The 23,845-nt window shown below is 62.8% G+C and carries 21 protein-coding genes; 10 read left to right on the top strand and 11 right to left on the bottom strand.

Annotated elements, in window-relative coordinates:
- Positions 1-6: 6 nt before the first annotated feature.
- A complete protein-coding gene (locus P3T24_RS05050) occupies positions 7-1,017 on the bottom strand; it encodes an FHA domain-containing protein (protein WP_074268439.1) in 1,011 nt (336 codons plus the stop codon).
- Positions 1,018-1,595: 578 nt separating this feature from the next.
- Positions 1,596-2,324 (bottom strand): GntR family transcriptional regulator, encoded by a 729-nt coding sequence (locus tag P3T24_RS05045; protein WP_429432894.1) that lies wholly within the window; start codon positions 2,322-2,324, stop codon positions 1,596-1,598.
- 223 nt (positions 2,325-2,547) lie between these two features.
- On the opposite strand from P3T24_RS05045, the gene P3T24_RS05040 reads away from it, so the two are divergent.
- From P3T24_RS05040 to P3T24_RS05030, 3 genes are read left to right on the top strand one after another with little or no spacing between them, the layout of a single operon-like run.
- Positions 2,548-3,966, top strand: coding sequence for an MFS transporter (locus P3T24_RS05040; protein ID WP_429432892.1), 1,419 nt, complete (start codon positions 2,548-2,550; stop codon positions 3,964-3,966).
- Entirely contained in the window at positions 3,963-5,306 is a 1,344-nt protein-coding gene (locus P3T24_RS05035; protein ID WP_429432890.1) for an MmgE/PrpD family protein, read from the top strand. The genes P3T24_RS05040 and P3T24_RS05035 overlap by 4 nt, the downstream gene beginning before the upstream one ends.
- Before the next feature lie 4 nt (positions 5,307-5,310).
- Positions 5,311-6,045 (top strand): MmgE/PrpD family protein, encoded by a 735-nt coding sequence (locus P3T24_RS05030; RefSeq protein WP_429432888.1) that lies wholly within the window; start codon positions 5,311-5,313, stop codon positions 6,043-6,045.
- A gap of 106 nt (positions 6,046-6,151) precedes the next feature.
- Here the strand turns inward: P3T24_RS05030 and P3T24_RS05025 are convergent, their stop codons facing one another.
- The 3 genes from P3T24_RS05025 to P3T24_RS05015 form a co-directional block, all read right to left on the bottom strand.
- Complete coding sequence (locus P3T24_RS05025; RefSeq protein ID WP_429432886.1) at positions 6,152-7,846, bottom strand: carboxylesterase/lipase family protein; 1,695 nt, start codon at positions 7,844-7,846, stop codon at positions 6,152-6,154.
- A gap of 149 nt (positions 7,847-7,995) precedes the next feature.
- Positions 7,996-8,628 carry an NUDIX hydrolase gene (locus P3T24_RS05020; protein WP_429432884.1) on the bottom strand — a complete coding sequence of 211 codons (633 nt, stop codon included), beginning with the start codon at positions 8,626-8,628 and terminating at the stop codon, positions 7,996-7,998.
- Positions 8,629-8,700: 72 nt separating this feature from the next.
- Positions 8,701-9,210, bottom strand: coding sequence for an Lrp/AsnC family transcriptional regulator (locus P3T24_RS05015; RefSeq protein WP_429432882.1), 510 nt, complete (start codon positions 9,208-9,210; stop codon positions 8,701-8,703).
- A 159-nt stretch (positions 9,211-9,369) separates the two neighbouring features.
- On the opposite strand from P3T24_RS05015, the gene P3T24_RS05010 reads away from it, so the two are divergent.
- Both P3T24_RS05010 and P3T24_RS05005 read left to right on the top strand, forming a co-directional pair.
- A complete protein-coding gene (locus P3T24_RS05010; protein WP_429432880.1) occupies positions 9,370-10,386 on the top strand; it encodes a 1-aminocyclopropane-1-carboxylate deaminase in 1,017 nt (338 codons plus the stop codon).
- A gap of 113 nt (positions 10,387-10,499) precedes the next feature.
- Positions 10,500-10,967, top strand: a complete 468-nt coding sequence (locus P3T24_RS05005) for a 1-aminocyclopropane-1-carboxylate deaminase (protein ID WP_429432878.1) — start codon at positions 10,500-10,502, stop codon at positions 10,965-10,967.
- A 64-nt stretch (positions 10,968-11,031) separates the two neighbouring features.
- Here P3T24_RS05005 and P3T24_RS05000 read toward each other — a convergent pair whose 3' ends face one another.
- Positions 11,032-11,274 (bottom strand): hypothetical protein, encoded by a 243-nt coding sequence (locus P3T24_RS05000; RefSeq protein WP_429432876.1) that lies wholly within the window; start codon positions 11,272-11,274, stop codon positions 11,032-11,034.
- A 62-nt stretch (positions 11,275-11,336) separates the two neighbouring features.
- On the opposite strand from P3T24_RS05000, the gene P3T24_RS04995 reads away from it, so the two are divergent.
- Positions 11,337-12,539 carry an EAL and HDOD domain-containing protein gene (locus P3T24_RS04995; protein WP_074269443.1) on the top strand — a complete coding sequence of 401 codons (1,203 nt, stop codon included), beginning with the start codon at positions 11,337-11,339 and terminating at the stop codon, positions 12,537-12,539.
- A gap of 53 nt (positions 12,540-12,592) precedes the next feature.
- On the opposite strand, the gene P3T24_RS04990 is transcribed toward P3T24_RS04995, so the two are convergent.
- Positions 12,593-14,098 carry an MFS transporter gene (locus P3T24_RS04990; protein ID WP_429432874.1) on the bottom strand — a complete coding sequence of 502 codons (1,506 nt, stop codon included), beginning with the start codon at positions 14,096-14,098 and terminating at the stop codon, positions 12,593-12,595.
- Positions 14,099-14,356: 258 nt separating this feature from the next.
- On the opposite strand from P3T24_RS04990, the gene P3T24_RS04985 reads away from it, so the two are divergent.
- A complete protein-coding gene (locus P3T24_RS04985; RefSeq protein WP_074268448.1) occupies positions 14,357-14,956 on the top strand; it encodes a nitroreductase family protein in 600 nt (199 codons plus the stop codon).
- 104 nt (positions 14,957-15,060) lie between these two features.
- Here the strand turns inward: P3T24_RS04985 and P3T24_RS04980 are convergent, their stop codons facing one another.
- The 4 genes from P3T24_RS04980 to P3T24_RS04965 all read right to left on the bottom strand — a co-directional run bounded on the left by P3T24_RS04980 (position 15,061) and on the right by P3T24_RS04965 (position 20,125).
- Positions 15,061-16,431: an LLM class flavin-dependent oxidoreductase gene (locus P3T24_RS04980; protein WP_429432872.1), complete on the bottom strand. Its 1,371-nt coding sequence runs from the start codon at positions 16,429-16,431 to the stop codon at positions 15,061-15,063.
- Positions 16,431-17,699 (bottom strand): SfnB family sulfur acquisition oxidoreductase, encoded by a 1,269-nt coding sequence (locus tag P3T24_RS04975; protein WP_429432870.1) that lies wholly within the window; start codon positions 17,697-17,699, stop codon positions 16,431-16,433. The genes P3T24_RS04980 and P3T24_RS04975 overlap by 1 nt, the downstream gene beginning before the upstream one ends.
- 2 nt (positions 17,700-17,701) lie before the next feature.
- Complete coding sequence (locus P3T24_RS04970) at positions 17,702-18,955, bottom strand: SfnB family sulfur acquisition oxidoreductase (protein ID WP_429432868.1); 1,254 nt, start codon at positions 18,953-18,955, stop codon at positions 17,702-17,704.
- A 213-nt stretch (positions 18,956-19,168) separates the two neighbouring features.
- Positions 19,169-20,125, bottom strand: a complete 957-nt coding sequence (locus P3T24_RS04965) for a sulfonate ABC transporter substrate-binding protein (RefSeq protein WP_429432866.1) — start codon at positions 20,123-20,125, stop codon at positions 19,169-19,171.
- A gap of 300 nt (positions 20,126-20,425) precedes the next feature.
- On the opposite strand from P3T24_RS04965, the gene P3T24_RS04960 reads away from it, so the two are divergent.
- The 3 genes from P3T24_RS04960 to P3T24_RS04950 all read left to right on the top strand — a co-directional run bounded on the left by P3T24_RS04960 (position 20,426) and on the right by P3T24_RS04950 (position 23,836).
- Positions 20,426-21,250 (top strand): MetQ/NlpA family lipoprotein, encoded by an 825-nt coding sequence (locus tag P3T24_RS04960; protein WP_429432864.1) that lies wholly within the window; start codon positions 20,426-20,428, stop codon positions 21,248-21,250.
- Positions 21,251-21,614: 364 nt separating this feature from the next.
- A complete protein-coding gene (locus P3T24_RS04955) occupies positions 21,615-23,291 on the top strand; it encodes a methyl-accepting chemotaxis protein (protein WP_429432862.1) in 1,677 nt (558 codons plus the stop codon).
- 32 nt (positions 23,292-23,323) lie between these two features.
- Entirely contained in the window at positions 23,324-23,836 is a 513-nt protein-coding gene (locus P3T24_RS04950) for a chemotaxis protein CheW (RefSeq protein WP_429432860.1), read from the top strand.
- The last annotated feature ends 9 nt before the right edge of the window (positions 23,837-23,845 follow it).

The following is a 23,845-nucleotide window of genomic DNA, read 5'->3' as shown; positions in this document are numbered from 1 at the left end:
GCGCAATCAGTTCGACAGGGCGTGCCGGGTAAGGTCCGCAGTCATGGTGCGCGTGGCGTCGCCATTGACGGGATCGCCCGGCACCCACAGACATTCCGGCTGCTCTCCTCGCATGACCCGGAATGCAATGTTGCCAAAACGCACACTACCGCGCCGACGCTCGATGAGCTCGACCTTCCCCTCACCTGGAAGTGCCGCAAACTGGGCACGGGCACGATGGATCTGCACGTTGACGTGGGCTACGTCGAGCCCAAGCATGCGCGACAGTTCGGGCATTTCAACCCAGCCTTGCGAGCCACTGTCGTAGCCCGCCTGCGCGTCGGCAAAACGGATCCGTGCGAGGGTCGTGAGACAGTAATGATGGGCGCGCTCGCCGAGGTCGACCGCCCCGCCGCGTGTGTGCAATACAGCGCGCACGTGTTCCTCGTTCAGGCTGACCGCAAACTCGATCCGTGCCGGCGGTGCCGCGAGCGCGGGCGGCGCGGCCAGCGTGAGCGTCTGGTCATTGCGTGCCATTTCCAGGCGCCAGCTCAGCTTGCCCGCCGTAATGATGTCGCCGTGATGAAGCACACGCAGCGAGCCAGCGTCGTCGCATAGCCATTCGCCGGTCGTGGAGCGCATCACACTGATGGCGGGCGTGTTGTCGCCTGGCAGCACCTGGGCGAATTCGAGCAGAATGGGACGGGCGGGCGGACGAACGGGCCACAGCGTATCGACTGGGTCCGCGAGATCCGCGACCTCCCAGGTGCCGTCAACCGCTTTACCGAAGCGAATCAGATCGCCTTCGCGCAGAGGCGCATGCTCGCCATGACGCAGCAATGTACCCGACAGCAACGTGCCGTTGCTGCTTTGATCAAGCAGGTTCCATTGCCCGCCGTTGAAGTGGACCATCGCATGCACGCGGGAAACGTAGGCGTCTTGAATGACGGTGTCGCAACGCTCGGCATCTCGGCCGAACACGTGATTAACCTTCAACAGACATGATTCCCCGGACACGTTGTTCTTTAGCGTCGCCATCACATCGAACCGTGGTTTTCGCCTGATTGCGCGAAGCAGTGATCAAACCGGCGATTGATCACTTGCCCTGAACAATGACTGGAAATGCATTTTAATAATGCGTAGTGCCGTAGACAACTTAATCTTACGGCCGCGTTTCCCCGTAATTTTCTGGTGAAAATCGCGAGTTTGTCATTCTAGAGACTTTTTGTGCCGCTCGTCCGGCAAAGGCTCCAGCCAAGCCTCTGCCGCTTCGCAATCCCGGAAGCGATGTTGCCCGAGTTTGATGCGTCACGCAAGCAATCGAAAATCGACTGCACGAAAAACAACCAATAGGCTTTCAATGTATCGAGCGTATGCGAGGCCGTTAGAAACACACGAATTGAAAGGAAAATTAAAGGGAAGAGTGAGACCAGGCGGAGGTACCTGTTATCACCTGTAATTGATGAGGCGAGCCAGACACCGCATCCTTCGAGCACTCGCAGCGACGGCAAGCGGCAGGGAAGGCGCGACGAATCCTTCCGGCTGGCCGAGCAGTCATCGCCGTTCCCTCGTTGCGAGCCCCCTCCTCTTTCCTCGCCCCAATGTTAATCCGCTGACTAACGTAACGACGCGCTGTCGTTATCGTCGCGAGCAGGCGAAGCGCCGTCCTGCCATGCGGCTTCGATCGCACGCAACGCACCCAGCACGATAGACCGGTTCAACGCCGCGGCAAGCGTGCCGTCGCGCTCCGCATAGGCCTCGCAAAGTCGCTGGTGATCCTCGCAGGAGCGTTGCAGCCGGCCCGGCAGCGAGGTACTCAGATGCCGCAGCCGGTTGGTGCGCATGCGCAGCGAATCCAGAACTTCCTTGAAGATCGCGTTGCCGCACACCCGCAGTTCCTCATCGCGAAACGCCACGTTGCCCCAGAAATAGCCGTCCACGTCATGCCGCGCCGCTGCGTCGGCGAGGCGTCGATGCGCGGCCCACAGCGCCTCGATATCCGCGTCGCTCGCATGTTCGACGATCGCAAACGACACCTGCGCATACAGCACGGCGCGCAACTGATATAGCTCGCGCACGTCCTTCAGACTGACCGCCGACACCCGCGGCCGGCGCCGCGGCGACCAGTCGACGAGGCCTTCGCGGCTCAGCACGAACAGCGCCTCGCGCACGGGCGTGCGGCTCACCTTGAAACGCTTCGCGAGGTCGACCGAGTTCAGGTCGTCGCCGGGCTGCAGCCGCCCTTCGATGATGCCGCGCGCCACCCAGTCCACGATGCCGGCAACCGGCGAGCTGTCGTTCGTATCGTTCGGTTCTTCTACGTTCTTGTCGAGAAACTCGTCCATTGCCATTCCGTTGCTGTCGTTGGCTGGGAGCGAGGCAGCGTGACTGCTCCGATCCGGTCGCGCATTTTAGCAGGCCCCCCTGGCGGGCCCGGAAACATCCAAGTGGACTCCATCAAAGTGTCGACACTAGATCATAAAACTGTTGATTTCAACAAACAAGAACGAATACACTGAGCAAAGTGTCGACACTAAGCCGGCCAAGTTCAGAGACGAAGGAGACGTGATGTATATGGAGAAAGGGGTCGCAGACCCCGTGCACACGCAAGCTGGCGTATCGGCGCGGCTGGACCGCTTGCCGCCCACGCGATATTTCCTCGGCCTCGTCGCACGTATCGCGATGGGAGGCTGGTTCGAGTTCTACGAATTGTTTATGGCCGCTTATCTGGCGTTGGGCCTCATCCATAGCGGCATGTATCGGGCGACCACCGAGAGCCTCTTCGACGTGAACGGCTTCGCGAGTTTTCTCGGCTCGTTCTTCGGCGGGATGTTCATCGGCACGGTCGCGCTCGGCGGTTTCAGCGACCGCTTTGGGCGCCGCTCGGTGTTCACGTTTGCGATGTTCGCGTACTCGATCGCGACCCTCGTGGCGGCGTTCCAGAACGATCCGCTCGCGATGGATTTCTGGCGCTTCTGGGCCGGAGTAGGAATTGGCGTGCAACTGATTACTGTCGACACTTATATCTCGGAGCTGACGCCGTATCGAACCCGCGGCAAGTACATGGCGTTCAGCATCCTCATAATCCTGACGTCCGTGCCGACCGTCGCCGTGCTGTCGTGGCTGCTGGTACCGCATCACGTGTGGGGCCTCGATGGTTGGCGCTGGGTAATGATCGTCGGCTCCGCGGGTGGCGTGCTGATCTGGTTCGTGCGGCGCGGGCTGCCGGAGTCGCCGCGCTGGCTGGAGAGCAAGGGACGCACCGCCGAGGCGGACGCAATCGTCACGGAGATGGAGCGCAACGTGGTCGCCCAGACGCGCCGGCCGCTGCCGGCACCCGCATTGCACGCGGCGGATCCGGAAGCGCAGCAGGAAGGCCGCGGGTCGTTCGGCGAAATGTGGAAGCGCCCATACCTGTCGCGCACAGTGATGCTGTCGGTTTTCAATTTCTGCCAGACCTTCGGCGTCTACGGCTTCGGCTCGTGGGTGCCGGTCCTGCTCTATTCGAAGGGCATCACGCTCACGCATTCGCTGCTGTACACGATGGTCATCGCATGCGCGACGCCGCTCGGCGCCGTCGGCGCAATTGCGTGCGCGGAGCGCTTCCAGCGCAAGTGGCAGCTGGTCGGCTGCGCGCTGGTGGTGGCCGTCTTCGGCGTGCTGTTCGGGTTTGTGCGCGAGCCCGCGCTGATCCTCGTGTGCGGCAGCGCCGTCACCATCGCGAACAACTGGCTGATCGGCATTTTCCACACCTATCAGGCAGAGCTTTATCCCACACGTATACGTGCCCGCGCCGTCGGTTTCGTGTTCAGCTGGAGCCGCTTCAGTTCGATCTTCGTCGGCTTCTGGGTAGCCGCACTGCTGAAGCACTTCGGCGTGCCGGCTGTATTCGCATTGATTTCTTCGGCCATGTTTGTCATCGTCGTTATGGTCGGGGCCTTCGGGCCGCGTACCAACGGCATTCGTCTTGAGGAGTTGTCCCAATGAAGCATATTGCCGCCGCCTTTGCGCACGGCCTGCACGCGCTTGCGCAGCGACCCCTGCCGCCCGCGGTTGCGGAGGAAGCGAAGCGCTCTCTTGTCAACGTGATCGGTACATCGATCGGCGCTTCGATGCATCCCGGCGTCGAAGCGATTCTCGCGGCCGCGCAGGAACTCGGCGCCGCGCCCGAAGCGCCGGTGCCGGGCCGCAGCGAGCGCGTCGACCTCCACTTCAGTGCGCTGGCAACGGGTTTTGCGGGCCACCTCGACGACTTCGACGATACGCACCTCGCGACCGTGATTCACCCGGCCGCTTCAGTGCTAGCGGTGCTGACCGCGCTGGCGCCGTCGACGCGCCCAAGCGGCGCACAGGCCCTCACCGCGTTCGCACTCGGCTGCGAGGCGCAGTTGCGCGTCGGCGTATCGATCTCGCCGGAGCACTATGATCGCGGCTGGCATATCACCGGTACCTGCGGTGTGATCGGTTGCGCCTTGACGGCCGGCCTGCTGCTCGGGCTCGACGCGGACGCCCTGGCGCGTGCGGTATCGATTGCCGCGTCGATGTTCGTCGGCCAACGCGAAGCGTTCGGCACGATGACCAAGCCGTATCACCCGGGCAAGGCAGCAGCGAACGGGATCGCAGCGGCGCGGCTCGCGCTCTATGGCCAGCAGGCTGCCGACGACGTGTTCGAAGCAGAAGGCGGTTACTCGCACTCGATGTCGACACGCGTCGACTTCGAGCAGATGAACGGCCAGCTGGGCGAGCGCTGGGAACTACTGTTCAACACCTACAAGCCGTATCCGTGCGGGATCGTGGCGCATCCGGCGATCGACGCGGGGCTCGAACTCAGCAAGCAGATCGAAGACGCCACCGCAATCGAGACGATCGAGGTGCGCTGCCATCCGCTGGTACCGGAACTGATGGGCAATCCGCAGCCGAAGGATGGCCTGCAGGCGCGCTTTAGCGCGATTCACGGCGTGGCCGCGGCACTGTGCGACCGGCGTGTCGGTCTCGCACAGTATGAGGATGCGCGCGTTGTGCAGCCCGATGTGGTCGCCCTGCGCGCGAAGACCAGGCTCATGCCGGATACAAAGGTCAATCGCGACGAGGTGTTCATCGAAGCGCGTCTGACGGGCGGCCGTGTGGCCGCTCATCACGTCGAACATGCGCGCGGCAGTCTCGCGAGACCGCTGACGCAGGACGAACTGATGGACAAGGTGCGGCTGCTCATCGAGCCGGTGCTGGGCGCTGGCGTGACCGGGCGCATCGCCGCCGCGGTTCAGGATCTCGAGGCCGCTGCCAATCTCGACGCGCTGTTCACGCTGTGCGTCCCGAACAAGGATTGAAATCATGCATGAAACCGCTACACACTCTCCTGTTTCCGACGCACTCGTCGGTTTCGCGACGGCGCCACTGACGAACGCGGCAGCGCCTGCGCTAGCCGCTGCACAGCGCGCGCTCGAACAAGCCCGCGCCGCCACCCGTGGCGCGCTCGCCAGCGAAGCGCAGATTGCCGCGCTACAAGGGGCGCAACCGTCGCCTCAGGACGCACGCACGCGGGCCTGGGCCTATGGCGCCGCGCTCGCGCGTGTTTCGGCGCCGAGCGTCGCGACGCCAGTACTGGCCGCGGTGCTCGCGTTCGGCGAACGCGGTGGCGCGTCAGACGATGTGCTCGCCACGGCTGCTGCCATTGGCATCGAAGCGGCGCAGCGCGTGCTGACCGCGCTCGATGACGACGCGTATCGCGCGCGCTGGAACGTGGCTTCGTCGATTGGTGTGCTCGGCGCCACGCTCGCGATAACGCGTCTGCTGGCACTCGATGCCGTTTGCACACGCAACGCGCTTGGCGTTGCCGCAACCCAGGCGGCCGGGCTAGCCCGCAATGCGAACGGGGCCATGGAAGCGCTCGAAACGGGCAAGGCCGCTGCCGATGCGATCGAGGCGGCTCTGTTGGCGAAGCACGGCTTTACCTCCGCGCCGGCGTCGATCGACGGCCGACGCGGACTGGCGGCGCTGATGGCCTACCGGTTCGATGCAGCTGCAATCATCGACGAGCTGGGCACGCGTTGGATCAGCGCAACCTGAGCAATCACGTAGTGTGTTGCTTGTTTAGCCTGAGGAGCGGCCGGCATGACCGGGCGCTCCTCAGGCGAGCTCGTTCTTTCATCGTGTCACCCATGCAGCACCGCCCTCACCCACGCACGACACAATTGCGGTCGATGTTGTACTCGTAGGGCGGCAAGCCGTCCAACGCGCTTCGCGCCGTACCGCCCGGATTACGTTCGACGTGGCTCTGCAGGTCGAGCATCATCGTCGCCCGGCCGGTCGCATCGTACCTCGGCCAGTTCGGCAACGCAGGCGTGTTCGGATCGCCCGTGTGCGCAAACGCGGTCCACGCACCCATCACGTCGTGTGACAGCCGTTCCAGCTGAGGACCGCTACCCACGAGGCCCTTTGCGGCCTTGATCGTGCCGAACACGAACGGCACCTCAATGGTGTGCGGCGAATGCAGCACACCGCCCATCACCGGCGTCTTCCAGTCGAACACATAATCGAAGACGGGCGCCTGCGCCGACTGCAGCTCGGCGATTCGCGTGGTATTGCGGCGAAACACGTAGTCCGTGCTGACTGCTGCCAGCACGTCTGTCGCTGACGCTGATCCATTCGCGCCACGATACGCGTCGATGACGCGCGTGACGCCCGCAGCGTCGATGCGCAGCAGCAGTCCAAGCCGCCGCTCGACAGTCGGCCAGTCGATGGCGAAGTTGTGAGGATCAGCGGCCATATACAACGTCATTTCAGTCGCTGCGTTGCCGATCAGCAGCGGCACCGACGCGGACTGCGGCGGCGCATCGGGATCGAATGGATGGCGCGTAAAGGTGCGGGTATCGAGCACCGGCCGGAATGGATCGCTAACCGCGCGCATCGCGGCGAGCAGCGTATCCACCGGCAGCGCCTGCAACGCGGCAGGGTCGGGGCTCGCGAGACCGAGATGCGCGCACAGTGCCTGCGTCTGCCGCGCCGCCTCCTCCTGCGTGTCGAGGTGCAAGCCGCCGGAGCAGCTTTCAATAACCGCCTTGTGAAACAGCCCGTGCGCGGCCGGTAGATCCATCAATGTACCGACCTTAGACGCGCCGCCGGATTGTCCGAAAATCGTCACGTTGTCAGGATCGCCGCCGAATGCAGCAATGTTCTCGCGCACCCAGCGCAATGCCGCGACGAGATCCAGGATGCCGGCATTGCCTGCATCGGCAAAGCGCTCGTCCGCATCGCCGAGATAGAGGTAGCCGAACAGGTTCAGACGATGATTGACGGTGACGACCACCACGTCGCCGCGCTGCGCTAGACGCGTGCCGTCGAAGCCCGGTGCGGTGCCGGCGCAACCCCACCAGCCGCCGCCGTGCAGCCAGACCATCACCGGCCGTTTGGCCTGCGCGCGTCCGGCAGACGGAGCAAACACGTTCAGGTGCAGGCAGTCTTCGCTGACCGGCTCGATCGTTGCGTACCACGCACTGAGGGCATCGAGCTTGTCCACGTGCTGCGGCGCGGATGGGCCGAATGTGGTCGCGTCGCGCACACCGCTCCACGGCTGCAGCGGCTGCGGTGGCAAAAACCGGTTGGCGCCGCCAGTGCTCGCTGCGTAGTGAACCTGTTTGAATACGTCGACGCCATCGACGTGCAGGCCACGCAGACGTCCCGCCGCCGTTTCGACAAGCGGCGCCGAGGCTGTCGCTGCCCGCGCCGCGGACATGAACAGCGCAGGCGCGACACTGCCGCCCGCCGCCAGCGCGAGACCCTTCAGGATAGTGCGCCGATCGGGACTGCCCGGCGCTTCGGCCGGGTCGACAGATGCCGGTTCTTGGCGGTCATGGCTGCCTGTTTCCATCGCGCGGCTGTCTCCTGGTTTGTGGTCTTTTCAAGCGGCGATTTGTCTCAGTGTCGACAAATCAGCCGTTTCGAACCAGATTCTAGCGGCGCCTATCAGGAAATATCAATTAAGTGTATACACCACACCCAGACGCCCAGCCGGAGAGTTCAGTCGAACTCCATACCGCCGTTAGCTCGAAGCTCGGCGAGTCTTCTGATCTGTTCCGGCAAGACGCGTCCCTCCGACAACGGCGGCAGTGCGTCGACCGGAAAGAACTCGACGGCATCGGTTTCCACTCCGGAGATGTCACCCGAAGAGACAATCTTCCCGAGAAACACGAGCTTCCAGATGTGAAAGACCGATGGCGGATGCTTATGCTTCAAGATATCCCACACTGCCAGCAATCGCTCGATGGTGACCGTATAGCCGCTCTCCTCCCAGACTTCGCGCATGGCGTTCTCGGCCGGCGAGGCGCCGATGTCGGCCCAGCCGCCAGGCAGCGACCAGAGGCCATCTGAAGCTTCACGCACCAGCAGCACGCGACCGGCGTCGTCGAACACCGCACAGCGAACGTCGAGCTTCGGATTGGCATAGCCTTCTTCCCGGCTGAAAAGCTGCGCGACCTCTTCCGTGCTGATGTTGGCCACCTCTGCAAGCTGCGCCTGCGCAATGCCCAGCAATTCCTGATAACGCTCCCTGTCGAAGGCGCCATCCGTGTAATGCAGGCCGGTCTGGGCGATTGCCAATAAGCGGCGAGCCTGGGTCAAGCGTCGTTGCATGGATTCAGCAGGTGCATTCATGAGAGCGTTCCGTATCTGCGCGATGGATGAAATGCAAAACCTCACTGTAATTCAAACTCCCGCCACTCAGCGTTACACAGGCACGCTCGTCGTCGAAAGGATCTCCTTGAGTACAACGAACGACCGGATCTGCCGCACGCCCGGAAGATAGAGCAACTGCTCGGCATGCAGCCGGTTGAAACTGTCGCTGTCTTTCGTGCGCACCAGCATGAAGTAATCGAATTCGCCGGTCACGACGTGGCACTCCATACAGCCCGACACTTTCTGCGCCGCTTTCTCGAAGTCGGAAAACGACTCCGGTGTCGAGCGGTCCAGCACCACGCCGATCATCACGAGCATGCCGGCATCGAGCGCCTTCGCGTCGAGCAATGCCACCACCCCGCGGATCAGCCCCATCTCTTTGAGCCGCTCGACCCGTCGCAGGCAAGCCGGTGCACTTAGATTCACTTTGGCCGCCAGCGCCACGTTCGAGACCGACGCGTCGCGCTGCAACTGACGCAGGATGGCCCGGTCGACGCGATCGATCTCCGGGCTTGACGGGCGGCCCGGCGGCGCAGGGTCACGAAATTTTCTTGCGGGCATAGCTGTTCACGAGAAGTAAATGTAGGTCAAAAATACCATCAACCTATTTAAACCCACAAATCATCAATTTATTCGCAACCCTGTTTCTTGCGAACTTTTCTACTATAGACCTCATTGCAGCATCGGCTGCCGCGCCCCTCTTTATCACCGGAGACTTGCATGAATCTGAAGAAATTCCCCCGCCATTCCCTCACCTTCGGCCCTACGCCGATCCAGGCACTGCCGCGTCTGAGCCAGCACCTGGGGGGCAAAGTCGAGCTTTACGCGAAGCGTGAAGACTGCAACAGCGGCCTGGCGTTTGGCGGCAACAAGACCCGCAAGCTCGAGTACCTGATTCCCGAAGCGCTGGCGCAAGGCTGCGACACGCTCGTTTCGATCGGCGGCATCCAGTCCAATCAGACTCGCCAGGTAGCCGCGGTCGCAGCCCATCTGGGTCTGAAATGCGTGCTCGTGCAGGAGAACTGGGTCAACTACTCGGACGCGGTGTATGACCGCGTCGGCAACATCCAGATGTCGCGCATCATGGGCGCGGACGTGCGTCTCGTCGCCGACGGTTTCGATATCGGCTTTCGCAAGAGCTGGGAAGACGCGCTGGAAAGCGTACGCGAGGCAGGCGGCAAGCCCTACGCGATTCCGGCCGGCTGTTCGGACCATCCGCTGGGCGGTCTGGGATTCGTGGGCTTTGCCGAAGAAGTCCGGCAGCAGGAAGCCGAACTGGGCTTCAGGTTCGACTACATCGTCGTGTGCTCGGTGACGGGCAGCACACAGGCGGGCATGGTGGTCGGTTTTGCCGCCGACGGCCGCGCCGATCGCGTGATCGGCATCGATGCATCAGCGAAGCCCGCGCAAACGCGCGACCAGATCTTCCGGATTGCGAAGCAAACTGCCGAGAAGGTCGAACTGGGCCGCGACATCGTCGCCCGGGATATCGTTCTCGATGAACGCTACGGCGGCCCCGAATACGGACTGCCGAACGAAGGAACGATGGAGGCAATTCGCCTGTGCGCCAGGCTCGAAGGCATGTTGACCGATCCGGTCTACGAAGGCAAATCGATGCAAGGCATGATCGACAAGGTTCGGCGTGGCGAATTCCCGGCTGGATCGAAGGTGCTCTACGCACACCTGGGCGGCGTGCCGGCGCTGAACGGTTATAGCTTCCTGTTCCGCAACGGTTAAAGGCCGCGCCGCGGTAACGAGCGGTCACCCGGCACGGCAAGCGTGTTCGGGTGACCGCTGTGGTTGTGCAGATTCTCGTGCTCTCGTCGTGACATGCCTCAACGGGGACCGTTATGCAATCCAGTGGTGAATCACGCGCTGCGCGTTGGCGTCGCGCACCATCCCGGCTCACGCAAGTCTGCATCGTCACCGATAACACCGTCGCCGAGACCTTCGAACAGGCCTTGGCCGCGCGTCTGGAAAGTTCGCCACAAGTGGCTTTACTGCGCCTCCTCGACCCTGCGGCCGCCCGTGGCGAATGGCTCGTGTCACGCGAGCATGGCGCGATCAAGCCGCAAAGACCCGGATCCGCAAACGGAATTGAACGGGCCCTCGATCCTCTCCCACGCGACAGCAGGCTGTTGCTGTGCTCGCAGGACATGGCCGCGCTGGAATGGCTCGGCGGCGTCATTGGCCAACGGGTTTTCTTCGCCCACTATCGCCCCAGCGCAAATCACGAATTGCAGCTCGGCACCATGATCGGCACGGTGGAAGATGCGCTACGCGCTTCATTGTCCGAGAAGTGGGGAGACAGTTACTGATCGGGTTCCGCATAAATAAAATTACCGGAAACTTTCAGAACCGCATCACAACCGCCAACGAAAATCAGACTTGTGGCGCACTAATATGAGAATTGCTGGCATTCATCGGCCATAAAGCGGTAGCATTTGGCGGGTCAAATGCGGCGTTGGTGTGTGTCGCCAGCATGACAACGGGGTTCATTCGTCCATCCTGTCCATAGCCTGAACAGGCGGTCTCCTCGCGGAAGACTGCCTGCGGGTCCATTTTGTCGAATGCGAAAAGACGCGGAAACCCAAAACGCAACATCCAGGCCAAAGGGTCAAGCACGTGAACACCGGGAGCATCAAATGGCGTTCCCAGTCGGCGAAGAATATGACCAAGGTAGCCCAATGAAAGCTGAAGTAGTTGTCGCTCGTCAGCCGATCCTCGACCGGCAGGGCCTTGTCGTCGCGCAGGAATTGTTGTTCCGGGAAGCGGGAGACGATATCGCGCGGATTCAGGACGGATACTCGGCGACCGCTGCCGTGGTCGAGCGTACGCTGGGCGTGTTGGGTATCGAGTATGTACTCGGCCATGACGACGGTTTCCTGAACTGTACCGGCGACTTCCTGTTTTTTGGCGCGGTCGATGTATTGCCGCCGTCACGCTTCGTGCTCGAAATCCTTGAAGGTACGGGACTGACCGACGAACTGGCCGCTAGATGCGACGAGTTGCGCCTCGCCGGGTTTCGTATCGCACTCGACGATGTCCGCTCGCTCACGCCTGACATCGAACGATTCCTGCCGCACGTCGATATCGTCAAGCTCGAGTGGCCGTACCTCGCGCCGGAGGAAGCCGCCTACGCCATCGAGCGATGCAAGCGCGCCGGAAAGCGGGTGCTGGCCGAAAAGGTCGAAGAGCGAAGCGACCACGCAGCGGCCTTGCAGGCCGGCTGTGATCTGTTTCAGGGTTATTACTTTGCCAGGCCGCAACTGTTGACGGCCAGCAGAACGCCCTCGAGATTCGCCGCCGTATTCCGGGTGCTGCAGTTGCTGAGAGAAGAAGCGGACGGCGCGCATCTCGAGGACGCACTCAAGCATGCCCCTGCTCTGGTCATCCAGTTGCTGCGCCTTGCCAACAATGCGGCCAGACGCCGCTGGAGCCACGCTCCCATCACGTCCATCGGACAGGCCGTTGCCGTTGTCGGCAGTAAGCAGCTGATGTTGTGGTGCTGCCTGCTGCTGTACGGAAATCCGGCGGACTTGCGCTTCGGCCATAGCCCGCTTGCCCAGCTTGTACAGCATCGGGCTAATTTCATGGAGCGCGCAGCAGGCGAACTGACTCCTGAAGACGGCGACTTCCATGAGGCCGCCTGGCTTTGCGGACTTCTTTCGCTCGCCTACATATCGTGCGAGGTCACGCCAGAACGGTTTTTTACCGATATCTCCATCGACATCGTCATCGAGGAAGCCATCGTCGAGCATGCGGGTGTGCTGGGCACGCTGCTCACGATTGCCGAGCATCTCGAGCAAGGACAGTTCGATGCGGCCTTCAGGCAAGGCCGCACGCTTGGCGCAGAGTTCGCCGGCAAGATACCCAGTCTTGCTCTGTGACGACGCACGGCCAGCGTGCTATACGCCGGCCGGTTCTCAAGTCGACGCATCGGTCAAGCCGCGACGGCCGCCTCGCGCTCCACGGTCCGTGCCTCCACATAATCCTCAGCGTCGACGTCATAGCCCGACGGCTCCCAGCGGATCGCCAGCAGCACGAGCAACGAAGTAAGCGGCGCGACTGCAATCACCCAGAACACCTTCGTGCCGAGCGCTGCAGCGAGAACCGGGAACAGAAACAGCGAAATCGTCGATGCGGAGCGCACCAGCGTCTGATTGAAGCCCACCCCGATGCCGCGTAACGAAGTCGGATAGCTCAGCGACGCATACGTCATCGAATGCGAACCCGGGCCGAAGCCTTGCCCAAACAGATATCCGCCGAGCAACAGGATTGCCAGCACGACGAGCGCACCGCTGCTGGGCTTGCCGATCAGCGCAAGGCCGATCAACGACGCGAACTGCAGCGAATGCCCTAGCACCGTCATCTTCCATGCGCCCACGGTCGGCGCGGTACGCACCCCAATCAATCCGCCGACAAATGCAAACGCCAGATTCAGCGTCAACGCGGCGACGATCGTCGTCAGCGGGCCTTGATGAAAGAAGCTGGCGATGATCACCGGCAAGCCGAAGATGATCGCGTTATAGCCGAACGAAGAAGCGGCGCCGATCGTCGCGGCGAGAATCGTGCGGCTACGGTAGGTCGAATTGAACAGCACACCGTAGTTGCGCCACGACGCCGCGCGCGGCGCCTTGACCGGTACCTGGCTGCGTTCCACGACGGCGTCGACGCCATACGAGCGCTTGAGAATGCGCGCGGCCTCCTCGAGATCACCCTGGTTCGCCGCCCACACGGGCGACTCGCTGATGTAGCGGCTGCGCACCAGAATGATGACGATGGCGGGCACTGCGCCGAAGGCGAGCGTCAGGCGCCACAGCCAGCCCAACTGATGCTCGGGGAGAATCGCATACAGGCCGAGAATCAGCAGATAGCAGGTACTGGTGGCCGCATACCACGCAGGGCACCACGCGGCCACGCTGGCGGCCTTGTTGCCTTTGCCCGCCACACGCGAAAACTCCGCGAGAAACGCCATCGCCACCGGCAGATCGAGGCCGACACCGAAGCCCATCAGAAAGCGCGCTCCGCCGAGCACCCACGCATTCGGCGCAAGACCGGCGGCAATCGCCGCGACCACGAAGAACAGCATGTCGGCCATGAAGACGCGGTAACGTCCAATACGGTCGGTCAGATACCCGCCGAACAGCGCGCCGAGAATGGCGCCAAACGTGATCGCCGATGAAACGAAGCCTACCTGTACCGGCGAAAGTGAAAACTGCCGCGCGATGTCCTTGATGCCGTAAGCGAGCGAGGTCAGATCGTAGGCATCCAGAAAGACCCCGCCGAGTGCGATCGCAATCACGATGCGCGCGTTGCTGCCTTTCGCAGCGCCCGCGTTGACGATGCGCGAGACGTCTTGCGCGGAACGGATGACGGCGGTGCGGGAAACGCTTCCCGCCTGCACGGAGGTGTCGACAGGTGTCGAAGGAACGGCAACGGTGGACATGAGATCGGATTTCGCACGAGTAGCTAAGCGCCCCATGGTAGCCATGCGGCCTGCATCGGCAAAACGACGAATTTACATAAGCAAATCTGCGCCACTCTGGTTTGCATCGTCTCGCGCAGAATCGGGTATAAATGCTCTATGCGCCTCGTCGAGCCTTCAAGGCGTGGAGTTTGCAGCCCCCAGCTCTGGCTGGAATCGTCCGCGCAGCAGCAGCGCGCGCCGTCACCGGCCAGCCCTCGTTTCTTTCTGGATCAAGACATGAGCACATCGAACGCGGCCCGTTCGGCCGAACATCCGATCGACATTCAGTTCCTCGACCGCTGGTCGCCTCGCGCCTTCACGGAGGAAACCATTCCCGAGTCCACCCTGCTGACCTTCTTCGAAGCAGCGCGCTGGGCACCCTCCTCCTATAACTCGCAACCTTGGCGATTTGCGTATGCACGGCGTGGCACCGAGCATTGGACGCGCTTTCTCGAGTACCTGAACGACTTCAACCGGAGCTGGGCCCAACGTGCGGCGGCCATCGTGATCGTTCTGTCGAAGGATAACTTCACGCCGCCCGGCGCGACCGCCGAAGTACCCGCCGTCACCCACTCGTTCGATACAGGCTCGGCATGGGCCTATTTCGCGCTGCAGGCGAGTCTTGCCGGGTGGCATACCCACGGCATGGCGGGTATCGAGCGTGACAAGATCCGTCAGGGACTGGCAGTTCCGGACGGATATTCGATTGAAGCCGCGGTTGCAGTAGGACGGCTGGGCGATAAAAGTCTTTTGCCGGAGCAGCTTCAGGCGCGCGAAGTACCGAGCCCGCGTAAACCTGTGGCCGAATTCGCCGGCGAGGGACGTTTTGTTCCCTGAGGTTGCTGGAAAGGTTTAAGAAGCGGTTCTTCTTCAATGAGGCCGGCGCGGAAGGTTCGTGCCGGCTCCTGCTTCCTGCCGCTGTCGCTCAAGCGGCAACGGTATTAAACGGCCTCGGTTGCCCGACGCCGGAAACTGGCTGCGGCGTGCCGCTCCGGCAACTGGTCGCCCTCACCGAACAGCTTGTGCCGTAGCGCACCGTCCTCATACGAGGTCTTGTACAGCCCTCGGTTTTGCAGTTCCGGCACCACCAGATCGATGAAGTCCTCGTAACTCTCCGGCACGACCGTGCGGCTCAGATTGAAACCGTCCACGCCAGTCTCTTCGACCCACGCCTGCAATTCATCCGCAACCTGCGAGGCGGTGCCGACGATGGCCGGATAGCGGCCGCCCATCTCGAACATGTCCAGCAGTTTGCGGCGCGTCCAGCCGTGCTGTTTGGCCGTGCGTGTCGCCGATTCGATGGCGTTGGTCGGGGCATAATCCACCGGCTCGTCGAGATCGTATTGCGCGTAGTCGATGCCCGTGCTGGCTGCGAAATGCGCGAGGCCTGCTTCACGGCTCGCATACCGTAGATAGTCCGCGTGTTTTTCGCGCGCTTCGCTTTCGGTGGCGCCCGTCACGACCGCCGCGCCGACGAATACCTTGACGTCGTCCGGTTTCCGCCCGGCCTCAACCAGTTGCTCGCGCAACGTTCGTACCGTCTCACGTCCCACCGTCCGGTTTGGCGGCGAGATGAACACGCACTCGGCGTGCCGCGCCGCAAAGCGCTGGCCGCGCCCGGAGCTGCCCGCCTGGAACAGCACCGGCGTGCGCTGCGGCGACGGCTCGGCGAGGTGATAACCCTCGACGTTGTAATAACGCCCAGCGTGCTTCACCTGATGCACCTTGGCCGGATCCGCATAGACGCGGCCGCCCTTGTCGCGCAACACGGCCCCTTGTTCCCAGCTGCCTTCCCATAGCTTATAGAGAATCTCGAGGTACTCGTCCGCGCGCTCGTAACGTTCGTCGTGCGGCAGTTGTTCGGTGAGGCCCATTGCACGCGCCGCGCTGTCGAGGTAACCGGTCACGATGTTCCAGCCAATACGGCCTTGCGTGAGATGATCGAGCGTCGAGAAGCGCCGTGCGAGCAGGTACGGCTGCTCATAGGTGAGATTGACCGTCACGCCGAAGCCGAGGTGCTCGGTCACGGCGGCCATCGCCGAAACCAGCAGCGTGGGATCGTTGACCGGCAACTGGATCGACTCGCGCAACGTCACATCCACGTTGTGCTGATAGACGTCGTAGACGCCCACGATGTCGGCGAGAAACAGGCCGTCGAACAGGCCGCGTTCTAGCGTGCGAGCGAGATCGGTCCAGTAAGGCAGCAGCCGGTAATCCGTGGAGCGGTCTCGTGGATGCGTCCACAAACCATGATTGATATGGCCGACGCAGTTCATGTTGAACGCGTTGAGCAGAATCTGTTTCTTCGCCATCACAAGGCTCCGTGCCGCGGCGGCAGCTTGTCGTTGAGATAGAAGTTACCCACCGCATGATACTTCCAGCGCACCGGATCATGCAGCGTATGAGTGCGCGCATTGCGCCAGAAGCGGTCGAGGCCCAGCCCATCGAGCGTCGCAGCGGTGCCGGCCAGTTCGAACAGGCGCGAGCCGGCATCGAGCGACACCGTGGTGGTCAGCGCCCGCGCTTCCGCTACCGCGACCGACGCTTCAGCCACCGAGCGATCCGTCGCTTTGGCCTGGGCCGTGTCGACGAAACGGCCCGCGCGCCGCAGCAACGCTTCGGCTGCACGCAAACGCGCCGCGAGATCGCCGAACTGCGCGATGGTCAGCGGATCGTCGGCCGCGCGCTCGACCTTCGCGTCGATCCATGGTCGCGAACGTTCGCGCACGAACTGCAAGGCAGCCTCGAAAGCGCCGCGTGCCTGGCCCAGATCGATCGCGGCATGCATGATCTGCGCGACGGGGCCGATCGTCGTAGCGCGTTCGAACGAAACCTGAAACGGCACGACCCATTCGGGCTCGACTCGCACATGTTCGAACTGCACCGAGCCGCTACCGGTGACGCGTTGACCGAAACCGTCCCAGTCGTCGGTCACGGTGACGCCAGGCGTGTCGCGCGGCACAAACGCCAGGTAGGTGACGTCGCGGCCCTCGTCGTCTGCCACGACCAGTGTGGGGATCCAGTGTGCGTAAAGGGCGCCAGTGCAATAGAACTTGCGGCCATCGACGTGCCAGCCTCCGGCTGCGCGCGTCAGCCGGGTGCGTCGCTTGAAGTCCTTATGGCCGATCTCGGCGAGCGCATTACCGAAACGCTCGCCGGCCAGCACGCGCTCATAAAAAAAGCGCTGCTGCTCGACACTGCCGCCCACGCGCAGCACTTCCAGCGCGTAGAAATGGTTTTGCGGAATCTGGCCGAGCGAGCCATCCGCCGCGGCGATGATCGCCGTGACTTCGGCAAGCGTACCGTTGCGCACGCCAGCACCGCCGTATTCGCGCGGCACCGTGATACCCCACAGGCCGCTCGCGACGAAGGCGTCGAGCTCGGCCCACGGCAGCCGTCGCTCACGGTCGCGCAGTGCGGCCTCCGGTGCGAACTGTGCCGCAAGGCGATGCGCGGCCTTTAGCGCCTCGTCATCGCTAGCGATCAGATCAGGTGTGCCCGGCGCATGCGCATGCAACTCACGAGGCAATGGGTCTGGCGCAACACCGTCGCGCGGTTCTACGGAAAGGTCGATGCTCATGTTCAGTTCCACGAATGACGCGCAGGCAGCGCGTCATTCAGGTGATAGTTGCCAAGCAGATGCAGCTTCCAGCGCACTGGATCGTGCAGCGTATGCGTGCGGGCGTTGCGCCAATGGCGGTCGAGGTTGTGCGCGGCACGCGTGGAAGCGGAACCGGCCAGTTCGAAAAGCTTCTCGCTCGCTTCGAGCGCAATGCGGGTGGTCAGTATCTTGGCTTCGGCCACTGCCACCGATGCACGTGCGCTAGCTTCGGCATCGATCGTATGAGCCGCGGCAATCGCATCGAGCGTGCGCCCCGCCTCCTGCAGTACCTCATGGGCCGCGTGCAGGTCGATCTGCAGACGGCCGACATCCGCGATGATGTAGGGGTCATCGGTTGCGTGCTCGAGGCCGGAGTCGACCCACGGACGTGCGCGTTCGCGCACGAAGCTCAGCGTATCTTCGACTGCGGCCTGTGCGATGCCCTGATCGATCGCTGCCTGAATCAGCTGCGACGTCGGTCCGAACAGGCCGGGACGTTCGGCAAGCTGCCAGATCGGCAACACGTCCTGTGGATCGACCGGTACCTGCTCGAATGTCACCGTGCCGCTTGCCGTCGTGCGTTGACCGAACGAACGCCAGTCGTCGACGACAGTAAGACCTGGCGCATCGCGCGGTACCCAGACCTGCACGGCGCGACCATCATCGTCCGTTGCGCGTGCGGGAACTCGGTGTGCGAATAGCGCACCCGTCGAATAGAAGCGCTGGCCGTCGAGGCGCAGGCCGCCGGGCGTGCGGGTAAGCCGCGTCGTACCTTGCAGAATGGTTTTAACGCTAGCCGAGCGCCGTTCAGGGCCAGCGTTGCCCAGGCGCTGACCCGCGAGGACCTCGCCGTAAAGGCGCGCTTTCTGATCCGGTGTGCCGATCTCGCGCAACACGCCGAGCACACCGAAATGATTTTGCGGAATCTGCCCCAGGGCCGGGTCGGCCGCGCACAGGATCACAAAGACCTCGGCGAGCGTTGCGTACGAGACGTCGGCGCCGCCGTATTCGCGCGGCACGGTGATGCCGCCGAGACCGCTTTCCGACCATAGATCGAGTTCGGCCCATGGCAGCAGACGTTTGCGGTCGCGCTCGGCAGCGCCTGTGGCGAACTGCGCTGCGAGCACGTGCGCGGCGGCAAGTGCGCCTGCATCGTCGGCGATGCGCTGCACGCGGGCCGGGTCGGGACGCCGCGGCAACGGTGCCGCGGCAGAAGAAGCTTCGAGAGTGGACATGATGTTTCGTACCGACAGGTTGACACCCGTCCGCCCTTCGCGCTTCAACCCTTTCCACGGCGAAGCGCACCGCCTGCGTGACGCTTGTGGCGGACAGGTCGAATCGTCTATTGGACCAGCGGGGACGCGCCGCGCCTACTATCGAATTGGAACTTGCTTATGACGATTTCCGATTTTCCAGGCGAGCCCCGACGCCAGCCGAGGCTCACGCGCTCACGCAAGCGTGGCGTCCTTCGTCACAATCTTCTTGGGAATCAGCTTCAGTTCATAGAACGTATCGGCGATGCGCTGCTGTTCCGCGAGCACTTCGGCATCGACCGGTTTGTAGACGTGAGCGTAGTGCTGCAGGCCGGTCTGGATGATCGACGCGTCGAGCCCCTGAATGGGAGCAAGCTCGGCAGCCGCCGCAGCGGTGTTCTGCCTCACCCACTGCCCTTCCTTGCCGAGTTCTTCCATGACGATCGCGATCACGTTCTGACGCTTCTGCGCAAATTCACGCTGGCTCAGAAAGAACTGATGATGGCTCGCCACGCCCTGTGCATCGGCAAGCAGGCGTGCGTTGCTCTGCGCTTCGGCAGCGGCGAGAAACGGATCCCAGACCGCCCAGGCGTCTACCGAGCCCTGCTCGAGAGCGGCGCGCGCATCGGCAGGCGCCAGATAGATCGGCTGGATGTCGCCGAAGTCGAGACCGTTCTTGCGCAGCAGCGCGACGATAAACCAGTGAACGTCCGAACCCCGGTTGAACGCCACCTTCTTGCCCTTCAGATTGGCAACGGTCTTGATGGGAGAGTTCTTCGCAACGACGACGCCTTCAGCATGAGGTGTCGCGACCTCGTACGCCGTGTAGACGAAGTCCGCGCCGGCAGCCTGCGCAAAGACCGGCGGCGCCTCGCCGACATAACCGAAATCGATCGCCCCGACATTCAGACCCTCCAGCAACTGCGGCCCGGCAGTAAATTCATTCCACGTGACCTTGATGCCGAGCGGCGTCAGCCGCTTTTCAAGCGCGCCGTGCGCTTTTAACAGCACCAGCGTGCTCGCGGCCTTCTGGTAGCCGATGCGGAACTGATCGGCTTTGAACGTGGCCCACGCAGGCAGTGCCGTGCCCGCGAACGTTGCGCCGAGTGCGGCAAGGAAGGTCCGGCGACCCCGGAGTGTCGAATGGTTCATTGTCGTGCGTCCATGATTGACGGATCGCGTCGGCTTCACTTGTAGCCAACGTCGTGAGTAGCGTGTTGGGGTACACCGGACGGAGCGCCCCGTTTCCAATGGAGCACGGAATCTTACGCGTCAACGGCAATGCGCCGAAACGATCTTTCGCGTTAAGCAAATATCCAATCGTGGATAGAACCGCTTCACGCTTTTTATATATGCCTCAGCGGAGTTAGCAACGAACGGAAAAGTATTTGCCAGCAAGCTGACCTCTTGCATAGGATTCGGCCATCATCAACTCCATCACCATCACGTCTCATGAATAAAAGAAACCTGCTTAAAACCGCGCTGGCCACTGTCGTGTTCGGCCTGGGCGTCGCCACTTCGCAACTTTTATTCGCAGCGCCGCAAACGCTGCGCGTGGGCATCATGTCCGGCGAAGACGAGGACGTGTGGCGCGTCGTTGCCGCAAACGCTGCCAGGCAGGGGCTGGTGATCAAGGTCACGACGTTCTCCGATTACACGCAACCCAATGAGGCGCTCTCGGAGCACGACCTTGACGCCAACTCGTTCCAGCACAAGCCTTATCTCGACGCGCAGATCAAGGCGCGCGGCTATCAGATCGTGCCGGTGGGATTCACCTATGTGCAGCCTATTGGTCTGTATTCGCGCAAGGTCAAATCGGTTGCCGATCTTCCGGATGGCGCGACCATCGGCGTGCCGAACGATCCGAGTAACGAAGGACGCTCGCTGCTGTTGCTGCAGGCCCAGCATCTGATCACCCTGCGTGCCGATGTCGGCCTGCTGCCGACCGCCCGCGATATCGCGGACAATCCGAAGCACATCCACATCAAGGAACTCGATGCAGGTATCGTGGGGCGCGCCATCGGCGATCTCGACGCCGCCGTGATCAACACGGACTGGGCCGTCAAGGCGGGCATCAAGATTCCGCAGGAACGGATCGCCCAGGAACAGGTGACCGGCAATCCGTATCGCAACTTCCTCGCCGTCAATGCGAAGGACGCGAACGCGCCGTGGGTCCACGCGCTCGTCCAGAGTTATCAGCAGCCGAACGTGGCCGCTGAAATTCTCAGCGTTTACCACGGTGCTACGCTGCCGGCATGGGCCGAGGCAAGCCACTAAGCACACCCTACAACCACACGGTCACGCGCGAGTTTGAGCGTGGCCGAGTGGCCCCGCCGTTTTCCGTCGCTTCTGCTGCTGTAGAGACCTGTAGAGACTGTTTGTTGCCCCTCCTTCATGTCACGATCACCGCATCATCGCGCGCGGCATCGATCTGACCAAAACCGCACGACGCCGCCCGGCGTCCGGCCTGAACTCCGCAAAATGCGGCTCCCCATAGCCGAATCTGGCACAATTTACCCTCGCTAATCTCCCGTTCGACTTCCGGGCTGCGGGTGTAGCGTCATATCCTGGGCCGAATCGGGCAAAAAATGCATGTGTGGGCTCGCGCCCACGGACCAATCGTCAGAGAGAGACATCGAAAATGGCCACTGTCACGCCACGTGCGAGCAACACGAACCTGCCGGGCATGCTCAGCAGCGGCCGGTTTACCCTGGGCACACGCATCGTGCTCTGCTTCGGCTTGCTTTTCCTGCTGATGCTGGTGATGGCCGTCATTTCATACACCCGGTTGCGTTCGATCGACGAAGAGGCCGTCAGCCTGCGCCGCGACTCGGTGCCCGGCCTCTACCTCGCCACCGCTCTGCGGGCGACGGCCAACCAGAGCTATGCGACGCTGGAACGCGCGATCTTCGTCGATCCGGACGCGCAAGGCATGACGCGCGATCTCGACAGCCTGCCCGACGCACTGCGCGCCTTCGACAAGGTTTCCGCCGAGTACCAGAGCACGGTGTTCCGCGACGACGACCGCGAACGTTTCAATACATTCAAGACCGCTTACGACCAGTATCTGGCGCTCTTCAATCAGGCGGCGACGCAGGCTCGCACCTCGAAGCCGGCGGCCCAGGCGCAATTCGTGCAAATGACCCCTGCGTGGGATCACCTGATCGTCGCCGCGAACACGCTGGTGACGGAAAACCATGCTCAGGCCGACGATTCCGCCCAGTTGATCCGCACCTCGGTGAGCGGCACCGAAGTTACGCTTGCCACCGCCCTCGGCGTGGTATTGCTGGTTGCGCTCGTCACCGGCTACTGGCTCTTCAAGGCGGTCACGGTGCCGATGGCCCGGCTGGTGGACGTCCTCGACGTGATGCGCACCGGCAATCTGGCGCAACGGCTGAACCTGCGCCGCAGCGATGAATTCGGCACGCTGGAAAACGGCTTCAACCGCATGGCCGAGGAATTGACGAGTCTGGTTTCGCAGGCACAGAAGTCGTCGCTGCAGGTCACTACTTCCGTGACGGAGATCGCCGCCACGTCGAAGGAACAGCAGGCCACTGCCAGCGAGACGGCCGCGACCACCACCGAGATCGGCGCCACATCCCGCGAGATTTTCGCGACCTCGCGCGACCTGTTGCGCACGATGAACGAAGTCGCCGGTGTGGCCGAGCAGTCGGCGACGCTCGCAGGTGCGAGCCAAAGCGGCCTCACGCGCATGGAAGACACCATGCGCAGCGTGATGGAAGCCGCCGGTTCGGTGAATGCCAAGCTGGCCATCCTCAATGAGAAAGCGGTCAATATCAATCAGGTGGTCTCGACCATCACCAAGGTGGCCGACCAGACCAACCTGCTGTCGCTGAACGCAGCGATCGAAGCTGAAAAAGCCGGTGAATACGGCCGCGGGTTCGCGGTGGTGGCGACTGAAATCCGCCGTCTCGCAGACCAGACCGCGGTGGCGACCTACGACATCGAACAAACGGTCAAGGAAATCCAGTCGGCCGTTTCGGCCGGCGTGATGGGCATGGACAAGTTCTCCGAGGAAGTGCGCCGCGGCATGCGCGACGTGCAGCAGGTGGGCGGCCAGCTCTCGCAGATCATCAACGAGGTGCAGACGCTCGCGCCGCGCTTCCAGATGGTCAACGAGGGAATGCAGACCCAGGCCACCAGCGCCGAGCAGATTAACCAGGCGTTGTCGCAACTTTCCGAGGCGGCGCAGCAGACGGCGGAATCGCTGCGCCAGTCGTCGCAGGCGATCGACGACCTGACGCTGGTCGCCAATCAGCTGCGCACCGGCGTGTCGCGCTTCAAGATCGACGCGTGACGCCGGCTACCCGCTAATCACAGGCCTTCGCGATGCTCTTCCTCCTGTTCGATCTGGACGGCGACCGCTACGCGCTCAATGCGGCTGGGATCGTCGAAGTGCTGGCGCTCGCGCCCACCAAGTCGATCCCTGGCGCCCCCGCATGGGTAGCCGGCATGTTCGAGCGGCAGGGCGCGGCGGTGCCGGTAATCGACGTGTCGCGACTCGCACTCGGCCGCCCCGCGCAGCAACTGCGCTCTACCCGGCTGGTGCTGGTTCAATACAGCGCTGGGGATGGCGTCGCAGCGTCGGCGCGTGACAACAGCGGCGAACCGGTGCATCTGCTTGGCCTGATCGTCGAGCGCGCCACGCAGACGCGGCGCATCGCACGCGAGCAGTTTGCCGAAAGCGGTATCGCCACGCCGCATGCACGCTGGCTCGGCCCGGTCGCAAACGACGGCGTGGGTCTCGTGCAATGGGTCGAGGTACAGCAAATGCTTACCGACGAAGTGAAGGCGTTGCTGTTTCCGCAAGCCGAAGCAGTGCAACCGGCCGCCGGATCCTGACCTACGTGA

The sequence above is a fragment of the Paraburkholderia sp. GAS33 genome, from assembly GCF_050436645.1.
GTDB classification, from domain to species: domain Bacteria; phylum Pseudomonadota; class Gammaproteobacteria; order Burkholderiales; family Burkholderiaceae; genus Paraburkholderia; species Paraburkholderia phenazinium_B.
The sequence above is the reverse complement of the archived record's forward strand: the minus strand, read 5'-3'. Positions and strand labels throughout refer to the sequence as shown.